This window comes from Soonwooa purpurea, assembly GCF_053891095.1.
The window spans coordinates 45,717-63,781 of sequence record NZ_JBSSMA010000016.1 but is presented as its reverse complement, the minus strand read 5'-3'; the positions used below and the strand labels follow the sequence as shown (position 1 = coordinate 63,781).

20 protein-coding genes and 1 tRNA gene are annotated in these 18,065 nt (G+C 35.6%); 3 read left to right on the top strand and 18 right to left on the bottom strand.

Annotated elements, in window-relative coordinates:
- Positions 1-138: 138 nt before the first annotated feature.
- The 5 genes from ACVFVN_RS13075 to ACVFVN_RS13055 form a co-directional block, all read right to left on the bottom strand.
- Positions 139-732 (bottom strand): hypothetical protein, encoded by a 594-nt coding sequence (locus tag ACVFVN_RS13075; RefSeq protein WP_456235608.1) that lies wholly within the window; start codon positions 730-732, stop codon positions 139-141.
- 133 nt (positions 733-865) lie between these two features.
- Positions 866-951 (bottom strand) — tRNA-Ser (locus ACVFVN_RS13070).
- Between the two features lie 48 nt (positions 952-999).
- Positions 1,000-2,022, bottom strand: a complete 1,023-nt coding sequence (locus ACVFVN_RS13065; protein ID WP_456235607.1) for an asparaginase — start codon at positions 2,020-2,022, stop codon at positions 1,000-1,002.
- Between the two features lie 72 nt (positions 2,023-2,094).
- Positions 2,095-3,051, bottom strand: a complete 957-nt coding sequence (locus tag ACVFVN_RS13060; RefSeq protein WP_165130552.1) for a D-2-hydroxyacid dehydrogenase — start codon at positions 3,049-3,051, stop codon at positions 2,095-2,097.
- A gap of 137 nt (positions 3,052-3,188) precedes the next feature.
- A complete protein-coding gene (locus ACVFVN_RS13055) occupies positions 3,189-3,590 on the bottom strand; it encodes an LNS2 domain-containing protein (protein ID WP_165130550.1) in 402 nt (133 codons plus the stop codon).
- 192 nt (positions 3,591-3,782) lie between these two features.
- Between ACVFVN_RS13055 and ACVFVN_RS13050 the strand changes: the two genes are divergently transcribed.
- Entirely contained in the window at positions 3,783-5,192 is a 1,410-nt protein-coding gene (locus tag ACVFVN_RS13050; protein ID WP_456235606.1) for an APC family permease, read from the top strand.
- Positions 5,193-5,267: 75 nt separating this feature from the next.
- Here ACVFVN_RS13050 and ACVFVN_RS13045 read toward each other — a convergent pair whose 3' ends face one another.
- Both ACVFVN_RS13045 and def read right to left on the bottom strand, forming a co-directional pair.
- Complete coding sequence (locus ACVFVN_RS13045) at positions 5,268-5,609, bottom strand: phage holin family protein (RefSeq protein ID WP_456235605.1); 342 nt, start codon at positions 5,607-5,609, stop codon at positions 5,268-5,270.
- A gap of 57 nt (positions 5,610-5,666) precedes the next feature.
- Positions 5,667-6,293 (bottom strand): peptide deformylase, encoded by a 627-nt coding sequence (def, locus tag ACVFVN_RS13040; RefSeq protein ID WP_456235604.1) that lies wholly within the window; start codon positions 6,291-6,293, stop codon positions 5,667-5,669.
- Positions 6,294-6,436: 143 nt separating this feature from the next.
- Here def and lipB point away from each other — a divergent pair, with 143 nt between their 5' ends.
- Positions 6,437-7,150 carry a lipoyl(octanoyl) transferase LipB gene (gene lipB, locus ACVFVN_RS13035; protein ID WP_165130544.1) on the top strand — a complete coding sequence of 238 codons (714 nt, stop codon included), beginning with the start codon at positions 6,437-6,439 and terminating at the stop codon, positions 7,148-7,150.
- A 55-nt stretch (positions 7,151-7,205) separates the two neighbouring features.
- On the opposite strand, the gene dgt is transcribed toward lipB, so the two are convergent.
- Entirely contained in the window at positions 7,206-8,564 is a 1,359-nt protein-coding gene (gene dgt, locus ACVFVN_RS13030) for a dGTP triphosphohydrolase (RefSeq protein ID WP_456235603.1), read from the bottom strand.
- A 101-nt stretch (positions 8,565-8,665) separates the two neighbouring features.
- On the opposite strand from dgt, the gene ACVFVN_RS13025 reads away from it, so the two are divergent.
- Positions 8,666-9,586, top strand: coding sequence for a T9SS type A sorting domain-containing protein (locus tag ACVFVN_RS13025; protein WP_456235602.1), 921 nt, complete (start codon positions 8,666-8,668; stop codon positions 9,584-9,586).
- Between the two features lie 63 nt (positions 9,587-9,649).
- Here the strand turns inward: ACVFVN_RS13025 and purE are convergent, their stop codons facing one another.
- The 10 genes from purE to ACVFVN_RS12975 form a co-directional block, all read right to left on the bottom strand.
- On the bottom strand, positions 9,650-10,150 hold the full coding sequence (purE, locus tag ACVFVN_RS13020) for a 5-(carboxyamino)imidazole ribonucleotide mutase (protein WP_456235601.1): 501 nt from the start codon (positions 10,148-10,150) through the stop codon (positions 9,650-9,652).
- A gap of 46 nt (positions 10,151-10,196) precedes the next feature.
- A complete protein-coding gene (locus tag ACVFVN_RS13015; protein ID WP_456235600.1) occupies positions 10,197-11,270 on the bottom strand; it encodes a DUF6630 family protein in 1,074 nt (357 codons plus the stop codon).
- Positions 11,271-11,700: 430 nt separating this feature from the next.
- Positions 11,701-12,054 carry a DUF488 domain-containing protein gene (locus tag ACVFVN_RS13010; protein ID WP_456235610.1) on the bottom strand — a complete coding sequence of 118 codons (354 nt, stop codon included), beginning with the start codon at positions 12,052-12,054 and terminating at the stop codon, positions 11,701-11,703.
- Positions 12,055-12,064: 10 nt separating this feature from the next.
- On the bottom strand, positions 12,065-12,445 hold the full coding sequence (locus ACVFVN_RS13005; protein ID WP_456235599.1) for a hypothetical protein: 381 nt from the start codon (positions 12,443-12,445) through the stop codon (positions 12,065-12,067).
- 83 nt (positions 12,446-12,528) lie between these two features.
- On the bottom strand, positions 12,529-12,981 hold the full coding sequence (locus ACVFVN_RS13000; protein ID WP_456235598.1) for a hemerythrin domain-containing protein: 453 nt from the start codon (positions 12,979-12,981) through the stop codon (positions 12,529-12,531).
- Positions 12,982-13,054: 73 nt separating this feature from the next.
- Positions 13,055-15,298, bottom strand: coding sequence for a nitric-oxide reductase large subunit (locus ACVFVN_RS12995; protein WP_456235597.1), 2,244 nt, complete (start codon positions 15,296-15,298; stop codon positions 13,055-13,057).
- A 12-nt stretch (positions 15,299-15,310) separates the two neighbouring features.
- Positions 15,311-16,036: an iron-sulfur cluster repair di-iron protein gene (gene ric, locus ACVFVN_RS12990; RefSeq protein ID WP_165130528.1), complete on the bottom strand. Its 726-nt coding sequence runs from the start codon at positions 16,034-16,036 to the stop codon at positions 15,311-15,313.
- A gap of 130 nt (positions 16,037-16,166) precedes the next feature.
- Positions 16,167-16,574 (bottom strand): c-type cytochrome, encoded by a 408-nt coding sequence (locus tag ACVFVN_RS12985; protein WP_456235596.1) that lies wholly within the window; start codon positions 16,572-16,574, stop codon positions 16,167-16,169.
- A 33-nt stretch (positions 16,575-16,607) separates the two neighbouring features.
- Positions 16,608-17,189: an SCO family protein gene (locus ACVFVN_RS12980; protein WP_456235595.1), complete on the bottom strand. Its 582-nt coding sequence runs from the start codon at positions 17,187-17,189 to the stop codon at positions 16,608-16,610.
- Between the two features lie 6 nt (positions 17,190-17,195).
- Positions 17,196-17,900: a formylglycine-generating enzyme family protein gene (locus ACVFVN_RS12975; protein ID WP_419309886.1), complete on the bottom strand. Its 705-nt coding sequence runs from the start codon at positions 17,898-17,900 to the stop codon at positions 17,196-17,198.
- Between the last annotated feature and the right edge of the window lie 165 nt (positions 17,901-18,065).

Below are 18,065 nucleotides of genomic sequence, written 5' to 3'. Positions count from 1 at the left end.
AAATGGACAATGCCTATTCATAATTGGGGTATTGTTCTTAACCAATTTATGCTTATTTTTGAAAAAAGGCTCAGATTATAAAATCTAAGCCCAACTTTTTAACTTACACACTTTATAGGATAGTGTCGTAATTTTGGCTTACCTTCCTCTTCTACGCGTTTGGTTTTCCTCTTGTTGTAGCTCTTCTTCTCTTTCTGCATTTGCATCTTGATACAAATCGGGGTCATTTACATTTAGATTAATTTTGCTGTTACCCTCTTTTTGTTCTTGTTTTTGTGGTCTTGAAATACTGTTCACATTATTAATTTCGTTTGAAACAATATTCATATCAACTGTAATGTCTTTTGCTATCTCAGGGAATTTATCAATTTTATCTTGTAGAAAAGACTGAAGTTTTTGTAATTCAATTTTATACTTATTTGTTTCTAAATCACTGTTTTTAGCGATAACAATTTCAGTTATTTCTTTGATGTCTTTGATTAAATCTAATTCTAAGGTTTGATTAGATTTTTCATCGTAAATAAATGCTTTTTGTTCGAAATTAAATTTTTCATCATCGGTTGAAATGTTTTTAATTTCAGCATATTCAATGTTATTTTTGCTGTTTTGCAAAACATCTTTCATTGATTTGTCACGTTCAAAAAGATTGACATTTAATTTGGTGTTATTTTCGGAAAGTTGGAATGTTATCCTTTTAGTTTCATTGTCGGCTACAATGGTTCCTCCATTCAAAAACCCTTGAACATCATTTGCGCTCAGTTTTTATACTTAATTCAATATAGGTAATAATAAAACACCCAATCTTACATTTTGGGTGTAAAATTGGGTGTCTGTGTTTTAACTAACTAATTGTCAGCCTTTATTGCGGAGAGAGAGGGATTCGAACCCTCGATAGAGTTACCCCTATACTAACTTTCCAGGCTAGCTCCTTCAACCACTCGGACACCTCTCTTTTTCAGTTTGCAAATATAGACAAATATTTGAAGTCTACTAATCTTTTCAGTGAAAATCTTTGCTTACTTCGCCACACAAATCCTTATTAAAATTACTTGCAAAACCTCCCGGATAATAAGAATTATTAAGCAGATGCATGGCTTTGGTAATTGCAGCTTCCGCAGTCATATCTTTTCCATTAATGGCACCAACCTGACTAAAAATGTTGCTATTGCTATATTTTCCAAAACTAATTCCACCAGAAACACATTGGCTGATAACGACAATCTCAACATTTCTGTTGCGCAATTCTTCCAAAACACGCGCTGTTTTTTCGTTATTAAAAATCGTTCCCGACCCAAAAACCTGAAGAATGATAACTTTAACAGAAGTTACCTCAAGTAAAAAATCAAAATTCATTCCTGGAAAAATACGCCAAAACAATACATTTTCATCGAGATGCAAATCGATTTCAAAATCAGTATTTTTAGGTTTTAGCAAACTTTCTTTATCAATATTCAAATGGACGCCAGATTGTCCCAATATCGAATAATTTGGACTTTGATAGGCATCAAAATATTCCGCGGAAACCTTTAAACTTCGGTTGCCACGCAATAATTTATATTCGAAATAAAGCGTCACTTCACGAATTACGGCTTCATCATCTTCGTATAGGCTGGCGTAATAAAGACTTGTTAAAAGATTTTCTTTGGCATCTGTTCTCAAATCCCCAATAGGCAATTGTGATCCCGTCAATACAACAGGTTTGTTAAGATTCCGAAGCATAAAACTAAGCGCTGATGCGGTGTAAGACATGGTATCTGTCCCGTGCAGAATAACGAAACCATCAAAAGTTTCATAATTTTCTTTAATAATTTTCGCAATGCCTTGCCATTGTTTCGGTCCCATGTCGGACGAGTCCACGGGATAATCAAAAGATTTCACAGAAACCTCACATTCCATAAGGTTCATTTCTGGCATTCGTTTAAAAATATTTGAAAAATCAAAAGGTACCAAACTTCCCGTTTTATAATCTTTTTCCATACCAATGGTACCGCCTGTGTAGATGATAAGCACTTTTCTTTTCATGGCTCAAAAATAAACAATATTCCCAATTCCAAAAAACAAAAAACTCAGTTCGAAAACTGAGTTTTAATTATCTTATTGTGCATGGAATATACTATCAATTTGTTTTGCTAGACTTGTACCTATCCTATCTTGCGCTTCCAGCGTTGCAGCACCTGTATGTGGTGTCAATGATATTTTAGGATGTTTAAGAATTTCTTCCGAAGGAGTCGGTTCGTTCTCAAAAACATCAAGACCTGCGAATGCCAACTTGCCCGAATCTAGAGCTTTAATCAGCGCGACTTCGTCCACCACGCCACCACGCGCACAATTAACAATCGCGGCGCCATATTTCATCATTTCGATTTCTCTTGCACCGATAATAGCGCCATCTTGCGCTGGCACATGTAAGGTTACAAAATCCGCATGTTTTATCAAATCTTCCAAAGGTTCGGTTTCTATTTCAACATTTATGAATTGTTTATTGTAAAAATCCACACGGACACTCGCTTTTCCGATTCGGGTATCAGAAGCTATCACCTTCATCCCAAGTCCTAGCGCAATCCGTGCAACTTCCTGACCTATGCGTCCAATACCAACGATACCAATGGTCTTTCCACGAAGTTCGATGCCTTTTTCATAGGATTTTTTCAAGGCATTAAAAGTCGTCTGTCCTTCCATTGGCATAGCACGATTTGATTCTTGCAAAAATCGACATCCTGCAAAAAGATGAGCAAACACCAACTCTGCAACCGACTCCGACGATGCCGAAGGTGTATTAATTACATGTATGCCTTTTTCACGAGCATATTCCACATCAATATTATCCATACCAACACCACCGCGCCCAACAATTTCCAAACCTGGACACGCATCAATCATATCTTTTCTTACTTTCGTTGCACTACGTACCAAAAGAACTTTAATAGCTTCACGATTAATGTAATCCGTTAATTCTTCCTGGGGAACTTTGTTGGTAATAACGGTATAACCTTTCTCTGTAAGGGCATCTACACCACTTTTGGTCAAACCGTCATTTGCTAAAATTTTCATATAAATACATATTTTTTTTAGAAGCTTTTTCCCGCTTTCACTACTCGCTATCTTTCGCCACAACTTTCCCTTTCAAAAAAGATGAGCTCAGACATGCCGTTCAATCGGGGCTAAAACTTAGGTTATCAATTGGGAATTTAATCTTTAAAAACTTGAATTTTAACATTTTTCTCCACCAAATCCGTGAATTTGCCTCGATAACGCGTAGCCTTAACAAGGTGATTGTCAATCCAATGATAGTTGCCACCACGCGGTTTTCCACACAAAATACTATGGTATTTGAAACCATGGCGATTCAGCCATTCTTCTGTAATGGCTTTCAAATCCTCGGTTCTGGAAGTAAAAAAACAAATCTGGTGGCCTTCGTCATACCAACGATTAATCGTTTCCAAGGCATCGGCAAAAGGCTCACAAGTGGACATACGCTCTGGCTCTTCGTTCGGGACATCTTCGGTAATAGTACCATCGATATCAATAAGGTAATTCTTCACACCATCTTTTAAGACGGGACTTAGGTGATCTTTGTATTCTAATTCCATTTAATTTTTTATTGATTTATACAAATTTAGAGCTTATTCGTAAGGCAACCTATTAATTAAAGTTAAAAATATTCAAGTTTCCAGAATTCATTATTAATAGCATAGCTTTATATTTTAACCAAACAAATTGTATTTTTATCATTTTTTATTAATTATTTTTAACAGTTTTATATATTTGGTACAAATTAAACTATGAAGAAAAAGCTTAAACTTTGGGATGCTGTAATGATTGTTATGGGATCTATGATTGGCAGCGGAATTTTTATTGTGAGTGCGGATATTATGCGCAATTTGGGTTCGGGATATTGGCTGATTGTCGTATGGCTCATTACCGCTCTTATGACCGTTGCCGCAGCCATTAGCTATGGCGAGCTTTCCGCATTGTTTCCGAAAGCTGGTGGGCAGTACACTTACATCACCGAAATCTATGGAAAAATGATGGGTTTTCTTTATGGTTGGGGCATGTTCAGTGTTATACAAACAGGCACAATTGCCGCAGTAGCTGTTGCTTTTGGTAAGTTTACCGCTTACCTCATCCCAAGTCTTAACAATGCTGCACCACTCTTCCAAAGTGGAACTTTCAAAATAACATGGATACAGCTTTTAGCAATATTGGTGATTTTGTTTTTAACTTTTATCAACACACGAGGCGTCCAAAGTGGTAAGTTGCTACAGAATATATTTACATCTTCAAAAATTATTGCACTTTTAGGGCTTATTATTTTAGGTTTTGTTCTTGTGGAACATTCTCAATTTGCAAATAACTTTCAGTTTGGCTGGGAAGCTTTTCAAAATTTCGGTATCGAAGTTAATGGTCAAAAACAATCTGTTAGTTGGCTCAGTATTTCTGGAACAACAGTTCTTGGGGGCATTGCTGCGGCTATGGTTGGCTCCGTATTTAGTTCTGTTGCTTGGGAAAATGTAACCTTTGTGGCAGGTGAAATTGAAAATCCTCGCAAAAATATTGTTCGCGCTATGATTATCGGAACCATTTCTGTAATGGTACTTTATCTATTAGTTAACCTTGTCTATCTCAACACTTTGGATCGCGATCAGATTGCATTTGCAGCTAATGACCGTGTTGCAGTGGCTTCGGCTGAGAACATCTTTGGTAGCGCGGGTACAGCCATTGTTGCGGTTTTGGTAATGATCTCAACATTTGGTTGTGTTAACGGGATTATTTTGGCTGGCGCACGTGTTTTCCAAACGATGGCCAAGGACGGACTTTTCTTAAAATCAGCTATTAAAAACAATCGTTTTGAAGTTCCCGAAAACTCATTATGGATGCAAGGCATCTGGGCAAGTTTGCTTTGTCTTAGTGGACAATATGGTGATTTGTTGGATATGATTTCGTTTGTTATCGTTTTATTTTATATGCTAACCGTGGCTGGCGTGATTTATCTTCGCATCAAAAAGCCAGAACTCCAACGCGACTACAAAACTTGGTTATATCCAATTACACCCATTTTATATTTAATCATAGGAATTTCATTTTGCGTTTTACTATTCATTTACAAACCGCACTATACTTGGCCAGGACTTGGATTAATATTAATAGGTTTGCCAATATATTTTATTATTAATAGAAAATCGATAAAGTAAATCTTAGTTTTAATAAAAAAACAAAAAATCCGCAGAAATTCTACGGATTTTTTATGTTCTTATTTAAAATCACTTTTAATCTTTGCCAAAAAGCGCACCAAAAACAGAGGTAACTATTGAAAGCAAAATACTAAATAAGAAAGCCCACCAAAAGCCATCTACCGTCATACTGTCCATAAAATTATCGCATAACAAAATAATTGCTGCATTGATAACCAATGAAAACAATCCTAATGTAAGAATTGTAATAGGTAATGACAGAATCGCTAAAATTGGACGTACTAACAAATTCAGAATTCCTAAAACAATAGCAAAAATTATGGTGGATCCAAAGTCCTCAAAATGAACGCCTGACAAAATTTTACTCAATAAAAATGCAGAAACCGCAGTGATAAGAAGGTTAATTATTAATCTCATAGTTTACTTTATTTATGGGTTAAACACTAGGAAAGATACAAAAAACTCGCTGAAAATCTAATTCTGTACAGGTATTCTTTTGTAAGCTTCGACTTTTATGATGGTAGAATCGGTCTCGGCGTTGGCTTTATCTTCGATCAAAATACCGAAAAGATGATCTATTTCGTGTTGGAAAATAACTGCTGTAAAACCTTCCACAATTTCTGTATATTTTTTTCCTTTCAGATCTTGATATTGCACTTGTATAACTTGACTTCTGTAAAACATATTTTTATAGTCTTTAATCGACAAATCACCTTCCAAACCAAAGTTAAGAATCTCCGATTTCCATAAAATTTTAGGATTAATAAAATACTCAAAAGGTGAATTTCGTTTGTCAAAACGTTGCACCCAAATAACATTACGATTAACTCCAACTTGTGGCGCCGCAATACCAACCCCGCCCGAAGCAAGTAATGATAACTTCATTCGGTTAATCAATATTTCAGTATTTTTATCAAAAACCTGAATGTCTGTCGAACTTTTTAATAAACTTTTATGCTCTGCTTCCACGTCCGTCTGGTAGATTGGCAAAGCTGTAGTCGTTTTTCCTTGTCTAATAATGCTAAGTTCTTCCTTGCTAAACTTTTGGCCAAAAGCTATATTAAGGCTTATTAGCAGACTAAATAATAAAAATCTCATCATATAAAATTGGTGTATTAGAATTTTGTTTTTTTAAAATATTTAAAATTAAGAATTTATCCATGACAAAATCAAAAAAACTAGAACAAAGCCTATTTCTAAAATCAAGAAATTAAACTTAAATTTGTATTTAGATAAATTAGAACATGAACCACAAACTAAATAAAAAGGTACGTTTCGAAGATTTGGGCACTCGAGATTATATGCCAGCTTGGGATTACCAAGAGGAATTGATGAAAGAAAACCTCGATATCAAAGTAAAAAACAGAGATACCGCACCTGAAGAACAAACAGAAACCAAGAATCATTTACTTTTTGTTGAACATCCACATGTCTATACTTTAGGAAAAAGTGGTCACGAGGAAAACATGTTGGCCAATGCCGAAAAACTTAAAGAAATTGAGGCTACTTATGTAAAAGTCAACCGCGGCGGCGACATTACCTATCACGGATTCGGGCAGATTGTAGGTTATCCGGTTTTGGATTTGGAAAATTTCTATACAGACATCCACCGTTATATGCGCGATTTGGAAGAAGTTATCATCAGAACAATTGCAGAATATGGACTTCACGGCACGAGATCGGAAGGCGAAACTGGCGTTTGGCTAGACGTCGGAAAACCTTACGCCAGAAAGATTTGTGCCATGGGCGTGAAGGCATCACGCTGGGTAACCATCCATGGATTTGCGCTTAACGTCAACACCAATATGAAGTATTTCGATTACATCGTACCTTGTGGAATTACCGACAAACAGGTAACTTCTCTTAAAAACGAGCTGGAACACGAAGTCGATGTGGAAGAAGTAAAACAAAAAATTAAAAAACACTTCGTGGAGGTTTTCGGTTGCGAATTGGTTTAAAAAACAAAAACGACTTCTATTCTGAAGTCGTTTTTATTTATAATGTATTAAATGTCTAAACCGTCATTCCAATATCAATACCTTTGATTTTTCTGTAAAGATCCGTTGCGTAATTATCCGTCATCCCAGACACAAAATCGAGAACGCCCAAGACTTTGTCATAAGCACTTCCCTCTTCATAGACAAATTGTTTTGGAATAAGTTTCAGTGCCATTTTATCATAATTTTTACGCGCTGGTTTTTCTAAAATAATGGATGGAATAAAATGATCCAACAACTCATACATCACATTGTAACCCGCATTTTCTATTTCGATAACGGCTTTATGGTTGTAAATTTTATCAATGGAAAAACGTTCGATTTCTGTTAAAGAAGAACTTTCTTGTTTGAAAATATCCAACAAAGCCATGTCCATATTGCCCGCAATAATCTTATCAAAATTCGACTGATAAACCGAAACCGATTTATTAATTAAAGAATTAATGACTTTTGCTCTTAGATAAGAAACACGCTCATTTGGGTTCGAAATAATATCGAGTTTGTCCTTCACGCGTTTCAGATCGTCAGGATTTACAGATTTTATCAAATCAATAAACAATTCTTCACAATCTTTGGAGTTAACAATTCCCAAACGGTGTGCATCTTCCATATCGATAATGCTGTAACAGATGTCGTCCGCCGCCTCTACCAACCAAACAAAAGGATGTCTTTTGTGGATAATAGGCTCGTCGCTTTCGCGTTGCATTCCTGTAGATGTTGCAATATCTAGAAAAGTGGATTTTGAGTTTTGGAAGAAACCAAACTTCTTACGATGGATAATTGTTTTTTTTCTTGCAATCGCTTCGCAAGGATATTTGGCAATACTCGCTAAAGTAGAATAAGTTAACTGCAGCCCGCCTTCATCTTTGCCTTGCTGTTGATGTGTCAACACGCGAATGGCATTGGCATTGCCTTCAAAATTGACAAGATCTGCCCATTCTTTTTCATTGAAAAGCGATTTTATAGAGGTTTCATTTTGTTCAAAATAACTGGCAATAGCATCTTCGCCAGAATGTCCAAAAGCGGGATTCCCGATGTCATGGCAAAGGCAAGCTGCCGCAATAACGTCACTTAGTTGGTATTGGTAAAAGTTGGTCGAAACCTCCGACAGATCGTTTTGGTATTTTTTTGAAATAAAATCGCCAATCAAACTTCCCAAACTACGACCAACCGAGGCAACCTCCAGAGAATGTGTCAAACGGTTGTGTACAAAGACGCTTCCTGGCAGAGGAAAAACTTGGGTTTTGTTTTGCAATCTTCGAAAAGCCGACGAAAAAATAATACGGTCAAAATCTCTTTGGAAATCTGTTCTCGAAACAAAATTCGATTGGTGATTCCCTGTACGCTGGTTGGTAAAAAGTTGGTTAAGATCCATAAGGCAAAAATACAGAAACCTCTTTCAAAAAGCTAAGAATGTGTTAAAATTTAATTCATTTAAAAATAAATCCCTATCATTGTAGCCCTAAATTTAAATTTATGAAAAAGTTTTATGTTTTAGCAGCACTTTCTGTTGCAAGTTTAGCATTTTCGCAAAATGCAATTTCTTTCGAAGCCGCAGAAGGTTTTGCATTAGGTGATATCAATGGACAAAATGGTTGGGAGGTAACACTTAATAATGACAATCAACCCATTGCTAATCAAGTCATCTCTAACGAAAAAGCAACTCAAGGACAAAATTCTGTAAAAATCGCAGTTGATCTGAATGAGGATTTCGGGTGGTTTCCAATTTATGGTGTTGCAAAGCAACTTGATAATGAATTCACATACAATGCTCAAAAATCTTTAACTGTAGAATTCGACACTTTTATCACTGAAACTGATGGTTCTACATTCGAATTTGGAGCTTGGGGTATTTCGGGTGAAGAATTTGTTCCGTTATATTTTTATTCTTTCAATTACACTGGAAACTTAGAAATCGTCAATAGTATTGATTTTGATTATGATAATGCTAACTTTACATGGGAAGCTAACAAATGGTATACTTTAAAAACTGAGATTACCCCTTCGGAGATAAAATACTATATCAACGGGGATCTTGTACATACGGGCTCCAACTATTCTAATGTAAGTGCTTTAGGCTTTAATTTTTTACATGATAACTTTGATGGTGCGGCATACATTGACAATATCAAAATCAATAATGTTGATCTAGCAACGTATGAAGCACAGGTTTCAAAATCTTTAAAAATTTATCCTAATCCTGCAAAAGATGTTGTAACAATCGAAACTAAAGAGAAAGTTGAAACTTATACTATCTTCAATATGGCTGGACAAAAAGTTCTTTCTGGAACAACGTCTGGAACAATTAATATTGAATCTTTATCAAAAGGCAACTACATACTAAATGTAAAAACTATCGATAGCAAATCCCACTCAAGCAAGTTGATTAAAAACTAAAATGAATAAAGGCTGTTTCTTTTGAGACAGCCTTTTATGTTTATCAAACAAATTTAAATTAGATCAATCGAATTTGTTTGGGTGCAATTTTTTAATATCATCTACCGTTCCCAATACTTTTTCTTTTAAAGTATCTTGGTAGTTTTGTATTTTCTTAGCAATATTTTCGTCTGCTGCGCCTAAGATTTTTGCGGCCAGAATCCCGGCATTCAGCGCGCCATTTAACGCGACTGTCGCTACAGGAATACCGCCTGGCATTTGCAAAATTGACAATACAGAATCCCAACCATCTATAGAATTGCTGGACAAAATAGGAACGCCGATTACGGGAAGTGTGGTGCAACTCGCGACCATTCCTGGCAAATGTGCCGCGCCACCTGCGCCTGCGATGATGACTTTCAGGCCACGTTCTTTTGCGGTTTTTGCATAATCGAACATTCTTTCTGGTGTTCTGTGCGCCGACACCACGGTCAATTCGTAAGGGATGTCTAGACTTTGTAGGAAGTTTGCGGCTTGCTCCATAATTGGAAGATCGCTTTGGCTTCCCATAATTATTCCTATCATGTTTAATTTTTATTAGAACGTCAAAGATACAGAAATTGCAGAATGCTTACATCAATTGCTCTACGCCAAGTTTTAATTTGTTGGAGATATGTAACAGTGGTAGCACATTTTGTTTTCTGGTAATAAAAAACTGGTAAGAGTCGCCCAAAGTATTCATTTGCATAAGTTCAAAACCGCGTTCCGCTAATGCTTTTTGGACATAAGGAAATAAATCGTCACCATAAGTTTCTTCGGGATATTGGAACGTCCAATCTTCTTCATTCAAAATATGGGCAACTATGTCTTCCAAATCTTCGGGATCGAATTTCCAATCGCTATGCCATGTATTATCGTCATTAAAAAATTCGAATCTCAAAGGAAAATAAGCGTCATCGTAATAAGTATCTTCTTCAAAAAGTTCCGACCAATCTTTCGTCCATTGCTCATAAAACTTTTGTGCCTTCTCCTCGACATCTGCTAATTTCCAAAAATTAAGATAATCCAAAGCTTCTAAAAAATCTTTCTTTAAAACCTCAGATGACAACAAAGCTTTTGGATGCTTCTTCAAAATTTCAGAATTTATTTCCACTTCGGTTTTAGTAGCCAGCGCCGCGACAAGTTTCTCTAATTCTGCAATATAAAATTCATCTTTTAAGTCAGGATTGTTAATATTTACTAAAAATTGAGCGTCCAACAAATCACTAATTCTGTAATCAAGCCCTTTTGAATAAAAAATTCTAAAAGCATTAACTTCCTCGGCTTCGTTTTCGCAAACAAAAAATAAATAAAAACTGCATTTTATACTTTTAAAAAAAGATTTTTCTTCGCCTGTTGGAGGAACATAATAATTGAAAATCATCAAATTATATTGTTCATTAACTTCGATATCCCGATTAATATCGACTGGACTGATTCCCGCTTTTTCGTGGAGCACATTTAGTAATTCATAAAAATTCTTGAAGCCGCGTTCTTTCAAAACTTTTTTATCATCATCAGAATCTTCATAAGAACCTGGGAACTCATACCAAGTCATTTCCGATTCTCCTTCCTGCCCATCGACTAAGACTACTACAGGATTTTCTTCATTTTGAAGGTGGTTAAATAAATTCTTAAATGTCTGAAAATCAAAATCAAACTTCATTTTATTTTTTCGTTTAAATGGATTCCACATATTAATATAAAGAACTTTAAATTTAGAATTTTTAACTGATTTTATCTAGCTATCTTACACCTGAAAGTTTTAGAAAAAATTAACATTATCTATAATTCTTTGTAACCTCCCATCTTAAAAACTATAACAAATTAATAATAAAAAAAGATAAAAATATTAGTACGTAGGGGAATTAATCTAGTTGTTGTTAGAAGATATTACCGAATGTTGAAATTCGAAAAACTTTCCGTGGTTTATGTACGGTGTTACTTTTTTGGCTGTTTTTCAGCATTGCCATATCAAAACACCACAATGTTTAGGCTCTATTTTCCAAAGACCAGAATCGAAGGCTTTACATTATGCGAAAGCTGTGCATGCCTATAATTATTCGGATTTATCTTTATTTAATCGCAATTAAAGATTACATCAAATTTTCCAAATATTCTTTTAAAACCAAAGGATGACCATGTTTTTCATCTTTGGCAGCGTAAACTAATGTTACAATTTCTTGTTGTTGTAAACGTTTTAGAAAATCTGGACCAAAATTATTGTCTTGAAGTTCTTTTAAATATTTTTCAGAAAACGCTTCCCAATGAGAAACATCGTGATGAAACCACAAACGCAATTCTGTAGAAGGTGCCAAATCTTTGTTCCATTCATCAATATAGGCACGTTCTTTAGACATTCCTCTTGGCCACAATCTGTCCACCAAAACTCGATAACCATCTTGCGGTGAAGCATCTTCGTAAACTCTTTTGAGAAGAATTTTCATGATTGTTTAATATTTATTCTTTTTTGTAAACAGCTTTTCCATCAATGTATAAAGTAGATTCCGAAGAATTATATACATATTTTCCAGTTGTAAAATTTCCGTCTTGAATTTTATTCAAAATTACATTCGGTTTATCAGATAAAAACAATTCAGCTTTGGATTGATCATCATTAAAAACCAAAAATACACTGATAACAGCTTCATCTTTTTGAAAATCAATAGGATTCAGTCTTGTTCCTTCGTTAAAAACCTGAACACAATTTTGTTTCAACTCGCTCCAAGTTTGTCCTGCAGAAGCTTTGCAACCGTGACTATCTTTATCGTTTCCTATCATTTTTGGTGTACTACAAGCAGCTAAGCTTCCTAAAGCCAACATCAATACAAGATTTTTCATAACTCGTTTATTTTTTTTAAGTATTCAAAAATAATACTAATTAATCACCAACCTATAACAATTGAACTATCAAAAAATAAAATTTACTTCCAAAATTCGTCCTGATAATCATCTTTTTCCTGAGAATGAATTTCTTGTAAAGCTTTTCCAATTTCTGAAAGTTGATTTTCATTGAGGTTTTTCTCCAAATGCGGAAACCATTCTCGTTCTTCGAAACGGATATGCTTTTCTAAAACCTCAGCGAGATTTTCAAAATGGGAAACTTCATTTTCGTTGACAATTTTCTGAACCAAATTTTTAATTTCCAAATGTTCGTGGGCAATACGCTCCGACCTTTCGTCTTTTAAATAAGGAAAAAGGATTTCTTCTTCCTCACGGAAATGTTCTTTTAAATTGTTATTCCAAAAATAGTCGATATATTTTTTTATACGTTCTGCATCAATATTTTTCTTTAAGCCTTGTCGGATTTTCCATGAACAAAGCAATCCAAAATGATGGTCGCGAGACAGCTCAACGATGTTTTCGTTTCTTTTCATTTTTTTTAAATTTTATAGAATTAAAAACCCCATCATTTCCTAAAAAACGATGGGGTAACAAATTAAATTTAAATTATCTTTTTTCTTTATTTGACCAACCGAATTTTAATCCGATGATGAAAATTACGAGTAATAATTCACCCAAGGCCAGTAAAATATCTCCTGGAACACGCATCCATCTTAGGAAATGCATGATTTCGGTTTGCATAAATTCTGCGGAACGTGCGTACCAATATCCTTCTTGAATAGAAGCTACCGCCTGCATAATTCCGATTGGGAGAATACTAATGGTAGTCATCACAAACAATCCGATATTTGTCAGCCAAAATGCCCATCCAATTAATTTATCATTCCATTCTCTATCTGGGTACAACCCTCTCAAGATGAAAAGCATTAAACCAATTCCTAGAATTCCGTACACTCCAAATAATGCGGCGTGACCGTGAACTGCGGTGGTATTTAAGCCTTGAATATAATACAATGCAATGGGTGGGTTAATGGCAAATCCGAAGATTCCTGCCCCTAAGAAGTTCCAAAAACACATCGCGATGAAACAATAGATTGGCCATTTATAAGCTTTAATCCATTTTGTAGATTTTGAAATTTGATAGTTATGATAAGCTTCGTAACCAATTAATACCAAAGGAACAATTTCTAATGCACTGAAAGTAGCTCCCAAAGCTAAAACCGCTGTTGGTGTAGCACTGAAATACAAATGGTGGAACGTTCCCAAAATACCTCCTGCAAGGAAAATAATGGTGGAGAATAATACCGAAACTGTTGCCGATTTAATTCTTAATAAACCTAATCTTGTGAATAAGAATGCTGCTACAACGGTCGCAAAAACCTCGAAGAAACCTTCTACCCAAAGGTGAACCACCCACCATCTCCAATATTCTGCAATGGCTAAGTGCGTTTGTCTTCCGTACATTAATCCAGATGCGTAGAATACTGCAATAGCAACAGAAGCAATTACGAATAAGGTAAGCATGTGGCGGTTTTCATCTTTGCGTTTTAACGCTGGCATCAAAGCTCTCAGCATTAAAATTAACCAAAGAACTAAACCAACCAGCAATAAAATTTGCCAAACTCTACCCAGTTCAATATACTCATATCCTGCATGTCCCCAAAGGAAATTATCTACATATCCTAATTTTTGCATCACACCAAACCATTGTCCCGTTAATGATCCAAAAACAACAATTAACAACGCTCCGAATAGAATATTGACACCTAATTTTTGATATTTTGGTTCATAACCAGAAACTGCAGGTGCAATGTACAATCCTGTTGCCAGCCAAGAAGTTGCAATCCAGAAAATAGCCAACTGAACGTGCCAGCTTCGGGAAACCTGTTGCGGCAAAATTTCATCCAAAGGAAGTCCATAAAATGCGCTTCCTTCCACACCATAATGCGCTGTTACAACGCCCGCCAACATTTGAACAAGAATCAATAAAGCAACTACCCAAATATATTTTAAAGTAGCACGCATGGAAGGCGTAGGCTTCATATTTCTCATTGGATCTTCCAAAGGAAGTACTTCAGATATTTCTTCTTCTCTGTTTTTAGCATGATAGAAAACCAAAGCGCCAACACCCACTAACAGCATTAAAACACTGAAACCAGACCATAAATGCAATGAACTAGAAGGAATATTCCCTACCGTTGGATCGTGTGGCCAGTTGTTGGTGTAGGACACATCATCGTTAGGACGATTGGTGATACACACCCAAGTGGTCCAAGAGAAGAAGGCGTTCATTTTGTCCATTCTTTCCTTGTCTTTCACGGTATTTTTCGGAATCGCATAATTATCACGAAGTTCAGCCATAGAAGCATCATCCATGAAAAGTTTGGTATAATAATCTGCTAATTTTGCTTGAACTTTAGCACGTTCTGGTGAGAACGTAATGGTATTCGTAGTTTCGTCTAAAGTATTGGTACGAAGCTCTTTTTTAAGTAAGTGTTGATACTTCACTTGCTCCTCATCGGGAAGGTCTTTGTAAACTTTTCCGTCTTTAAGAGCCAATTCATCAAGAAGAAGCAAGGATTCGCGGTGAAGATAATCGGCGTTCCAGTCGGGAGCGATATAAGCCCCGTGTCCCCAGATACTACCAACAGTTTGTCCACCAATAGATTGCCAGACATTTTGACCATCTTTAACATCTTGTCCAGTGTAGAGTAATGTCCCGTCTGTGGTAACCACTTTTTCTGGTACTGGCGGCACTTTTCGGTAAATATCGACGCCATAGAAGATAAGCACGGCAAAGGAAGCAATAATGACAAATGCTAACCAGCCCCATAGTTTTTTAGGTGTCATAGTTTTTATTTTTTAGTTAGCTACTGAAAACTGTTTTTCAAGTTCTATAGATTTTGGAAAAAGAATATTATTTTCTAAATGAATATGCGTATGCAAGTCGTTTTCAAAATCTTGAAGCATAGCAAAAGTGACACGATAAGTATTACAAGCATCTGCTGGAGGTGTATAGCCATCCGTTAATGTTGCAATTTTTTCTAATCTTTCTCCTTCTACTGTGTGCTCGTGCTTCATCATTTCTACAGGATTTTCTACCGTTCCGAAATGAGGTTGTTCAATAGCTTGACCAGAAATTTTTGCATTCACCATTTTTCTAATGAAAGGGAACAAAATCATTTCTTCTTTCTTTAAATGCGCTGCTAAATCTTGTGCAGAAGCATTGAAAAGATTGGTTATTTCGAACAATTCTGGGTGTCTTCCACCGTGTACTTTACAAAGTTTGTCTAAAAACTGTTGAATAATGGGTGTTTTTTCCTCTACATAACGGTGGTGTGTTTTTTCCACATAATCCGCTAATAAATCCAAAGGCCAAGATTTAAAATCGATGCCAGAAGCGCCTGCTTTTGGAAGGCTTTCCAATTCAGCATAAATTTTATTTTGGTCTAAATCTTTTTTCTCACAAGCTTCTTCGATGGTTCTGCCACCTTTGCAACAAAAATCGATACCATACTTTTTAAAAACAGCTGCTGTTCTAAAATCTTCAGCAACCATATCCCCTATTAAATCTGTTTTTGTGTTCATAATAAAATACTTTTTTATCCTTTATTGTTGTAAAATTTTTTAAGCGAAAAAAGCTGCTCTAGATCTTAAAAAATAAACATAGTTGGAGTATGTTAACCTAAAAAACCAAGTTCTAGAACAGCTAAGTTAATTATTTTTTTTGTGATAGAATATATTTCACCATCAATTTTGCGTTTTCTGGACTTAATCCTGCGTGAGGAGTCATTGGGATTTCCCCCCAATTTCCTTTTCCTCCTTCAATAATTTTATTGGCTAACATATCGATGTCGGCTTCAGTATATTTAGCTGCGACATCATGGTAAGAAGGACCTACTAATTTGGAATCTATCTTATGACAAGACATACAATCTGTTCCTTCCACCAATTGTTTTCCTTCTTCTTCTGGTGACATTGCTACAGCAGCTTCTGCTTTTTCAGTTGGTTCTTCTAACATAACGTTAGATTCTTGTTGGGGTGCTTCTGCAACAGTCGCTTCTTTTTTTGAACAAGACACAATAACTAAAGATGCTAACATTCCTGTTAAGATTAATTTTTTCATGACGTTTTTGTTATTATATGTTACTATTTAATTTTAATTATTCAATTCTTTTTTAATGGCATTTACTGTATTATCGATATCGATATTAAGACCTTCTTTTTGATGAACCAAAAGTCCATCTTTTGAGTAAACGCTGATGATATTGGAGTGCGAAAAATCTAATGGTGAAATTTGTTTGTATTTCATCGCCAACACGTTGGCAAGTTCGCGGGTATTGGCTTCGCTGCTTCGTAAGAAAAGCCATTGTTTTCCGTCTAGCTTATAAGTTTTCAAAAACTCTTGCATTTTTTCTGGTGTATCATGTTCCGGATCAATAGAAATAAAAACATAGCGCAAATCATCTGGATTTTTGTGAGCTACCTTGGCTTCAATTTGTTTCATGTCTAAGGTTAATTTCGGACATGCCGTTTTGCAAGAGGTGTAAACCATGACCATTGTAAGAACTTTACCCTTCAAATCTTCCAGTTGAATTTTTGTTCCGTCAGGTTGCTCCCATTTTGAACTTAAATTGAAAATAGAATTGGGATCTAAGTTTTCAGTTTTTTGCTTGCTGCAGCTTCCCAAAATAAGGACTGAAATACAAGCTATTGCGATGGTTTTAAATATATTTTTCATGATTTCTTACTTTTCAATATTATCTTTTGCACAACGGAATCCGAGGTTGTTAACCGTATAATTGGCTTGCATACTTCCTCGCATTGCAAAGCGAACAAAGGCTGCATAATTCCTAAGATCTGAAGAGGTTACCGACGCACCTGCACAAAACAAAGTTTCGTTGGCGGCATTGTCTTTTCGGGATTCTCCTGTAATCATCACCGAGCTGAAATCTTCTGTCCATTCCCAAATGGTTCCATACATATCGTAAATTCCCCAAGCGTTTGGTGCATGCTGTTTTACAGGTTTTTTATACCACAATTTTTGTTGATAGAGATTCAAAATCTTCACTGTAAAATCAGGATCTTCGGTTGCATCTTTTAGATTTTCGCTGGCTCTGGCTGCATATTCCCATTCATCTACTGTTGGTAATCGTTTTCCGACACTTTCGGCGTAAGCTTTTGCGGCGTACCAAGAAACATTGGTAACTGGTGCATCGGGACTTACATCGTCTGGCAACTCATAATCCCCTTTCCAATGATGGAGATATGTGCTGTCTGCATAGAGTTTAATAATTTTACTTTTGACCCATTGAGGATTCGCTTTTAAAAATTCTAAGTATTCATTGTTAGTTATGGCTGTTTCGTCCAGATAAAAGGATTTCACGTAGGTTAGGCTATCGTTTTCTTTTCCAACAAATGCTTTGTAGTAACCGCCGTCAATTTTTTGCATTTTTTTATGGCTGGAAATGAATGCCAACTTAGGCTGCTCTTGCTTTTGTTGTGAAGATTTAGACGACTCTCCGCAAGAAAACAATAACAAAACAAATACTATGTAAATCCAATTTTTCATTTTAAAAGTGAACCACTCAATGGTTATCAAAAGTTTAAAAAACTA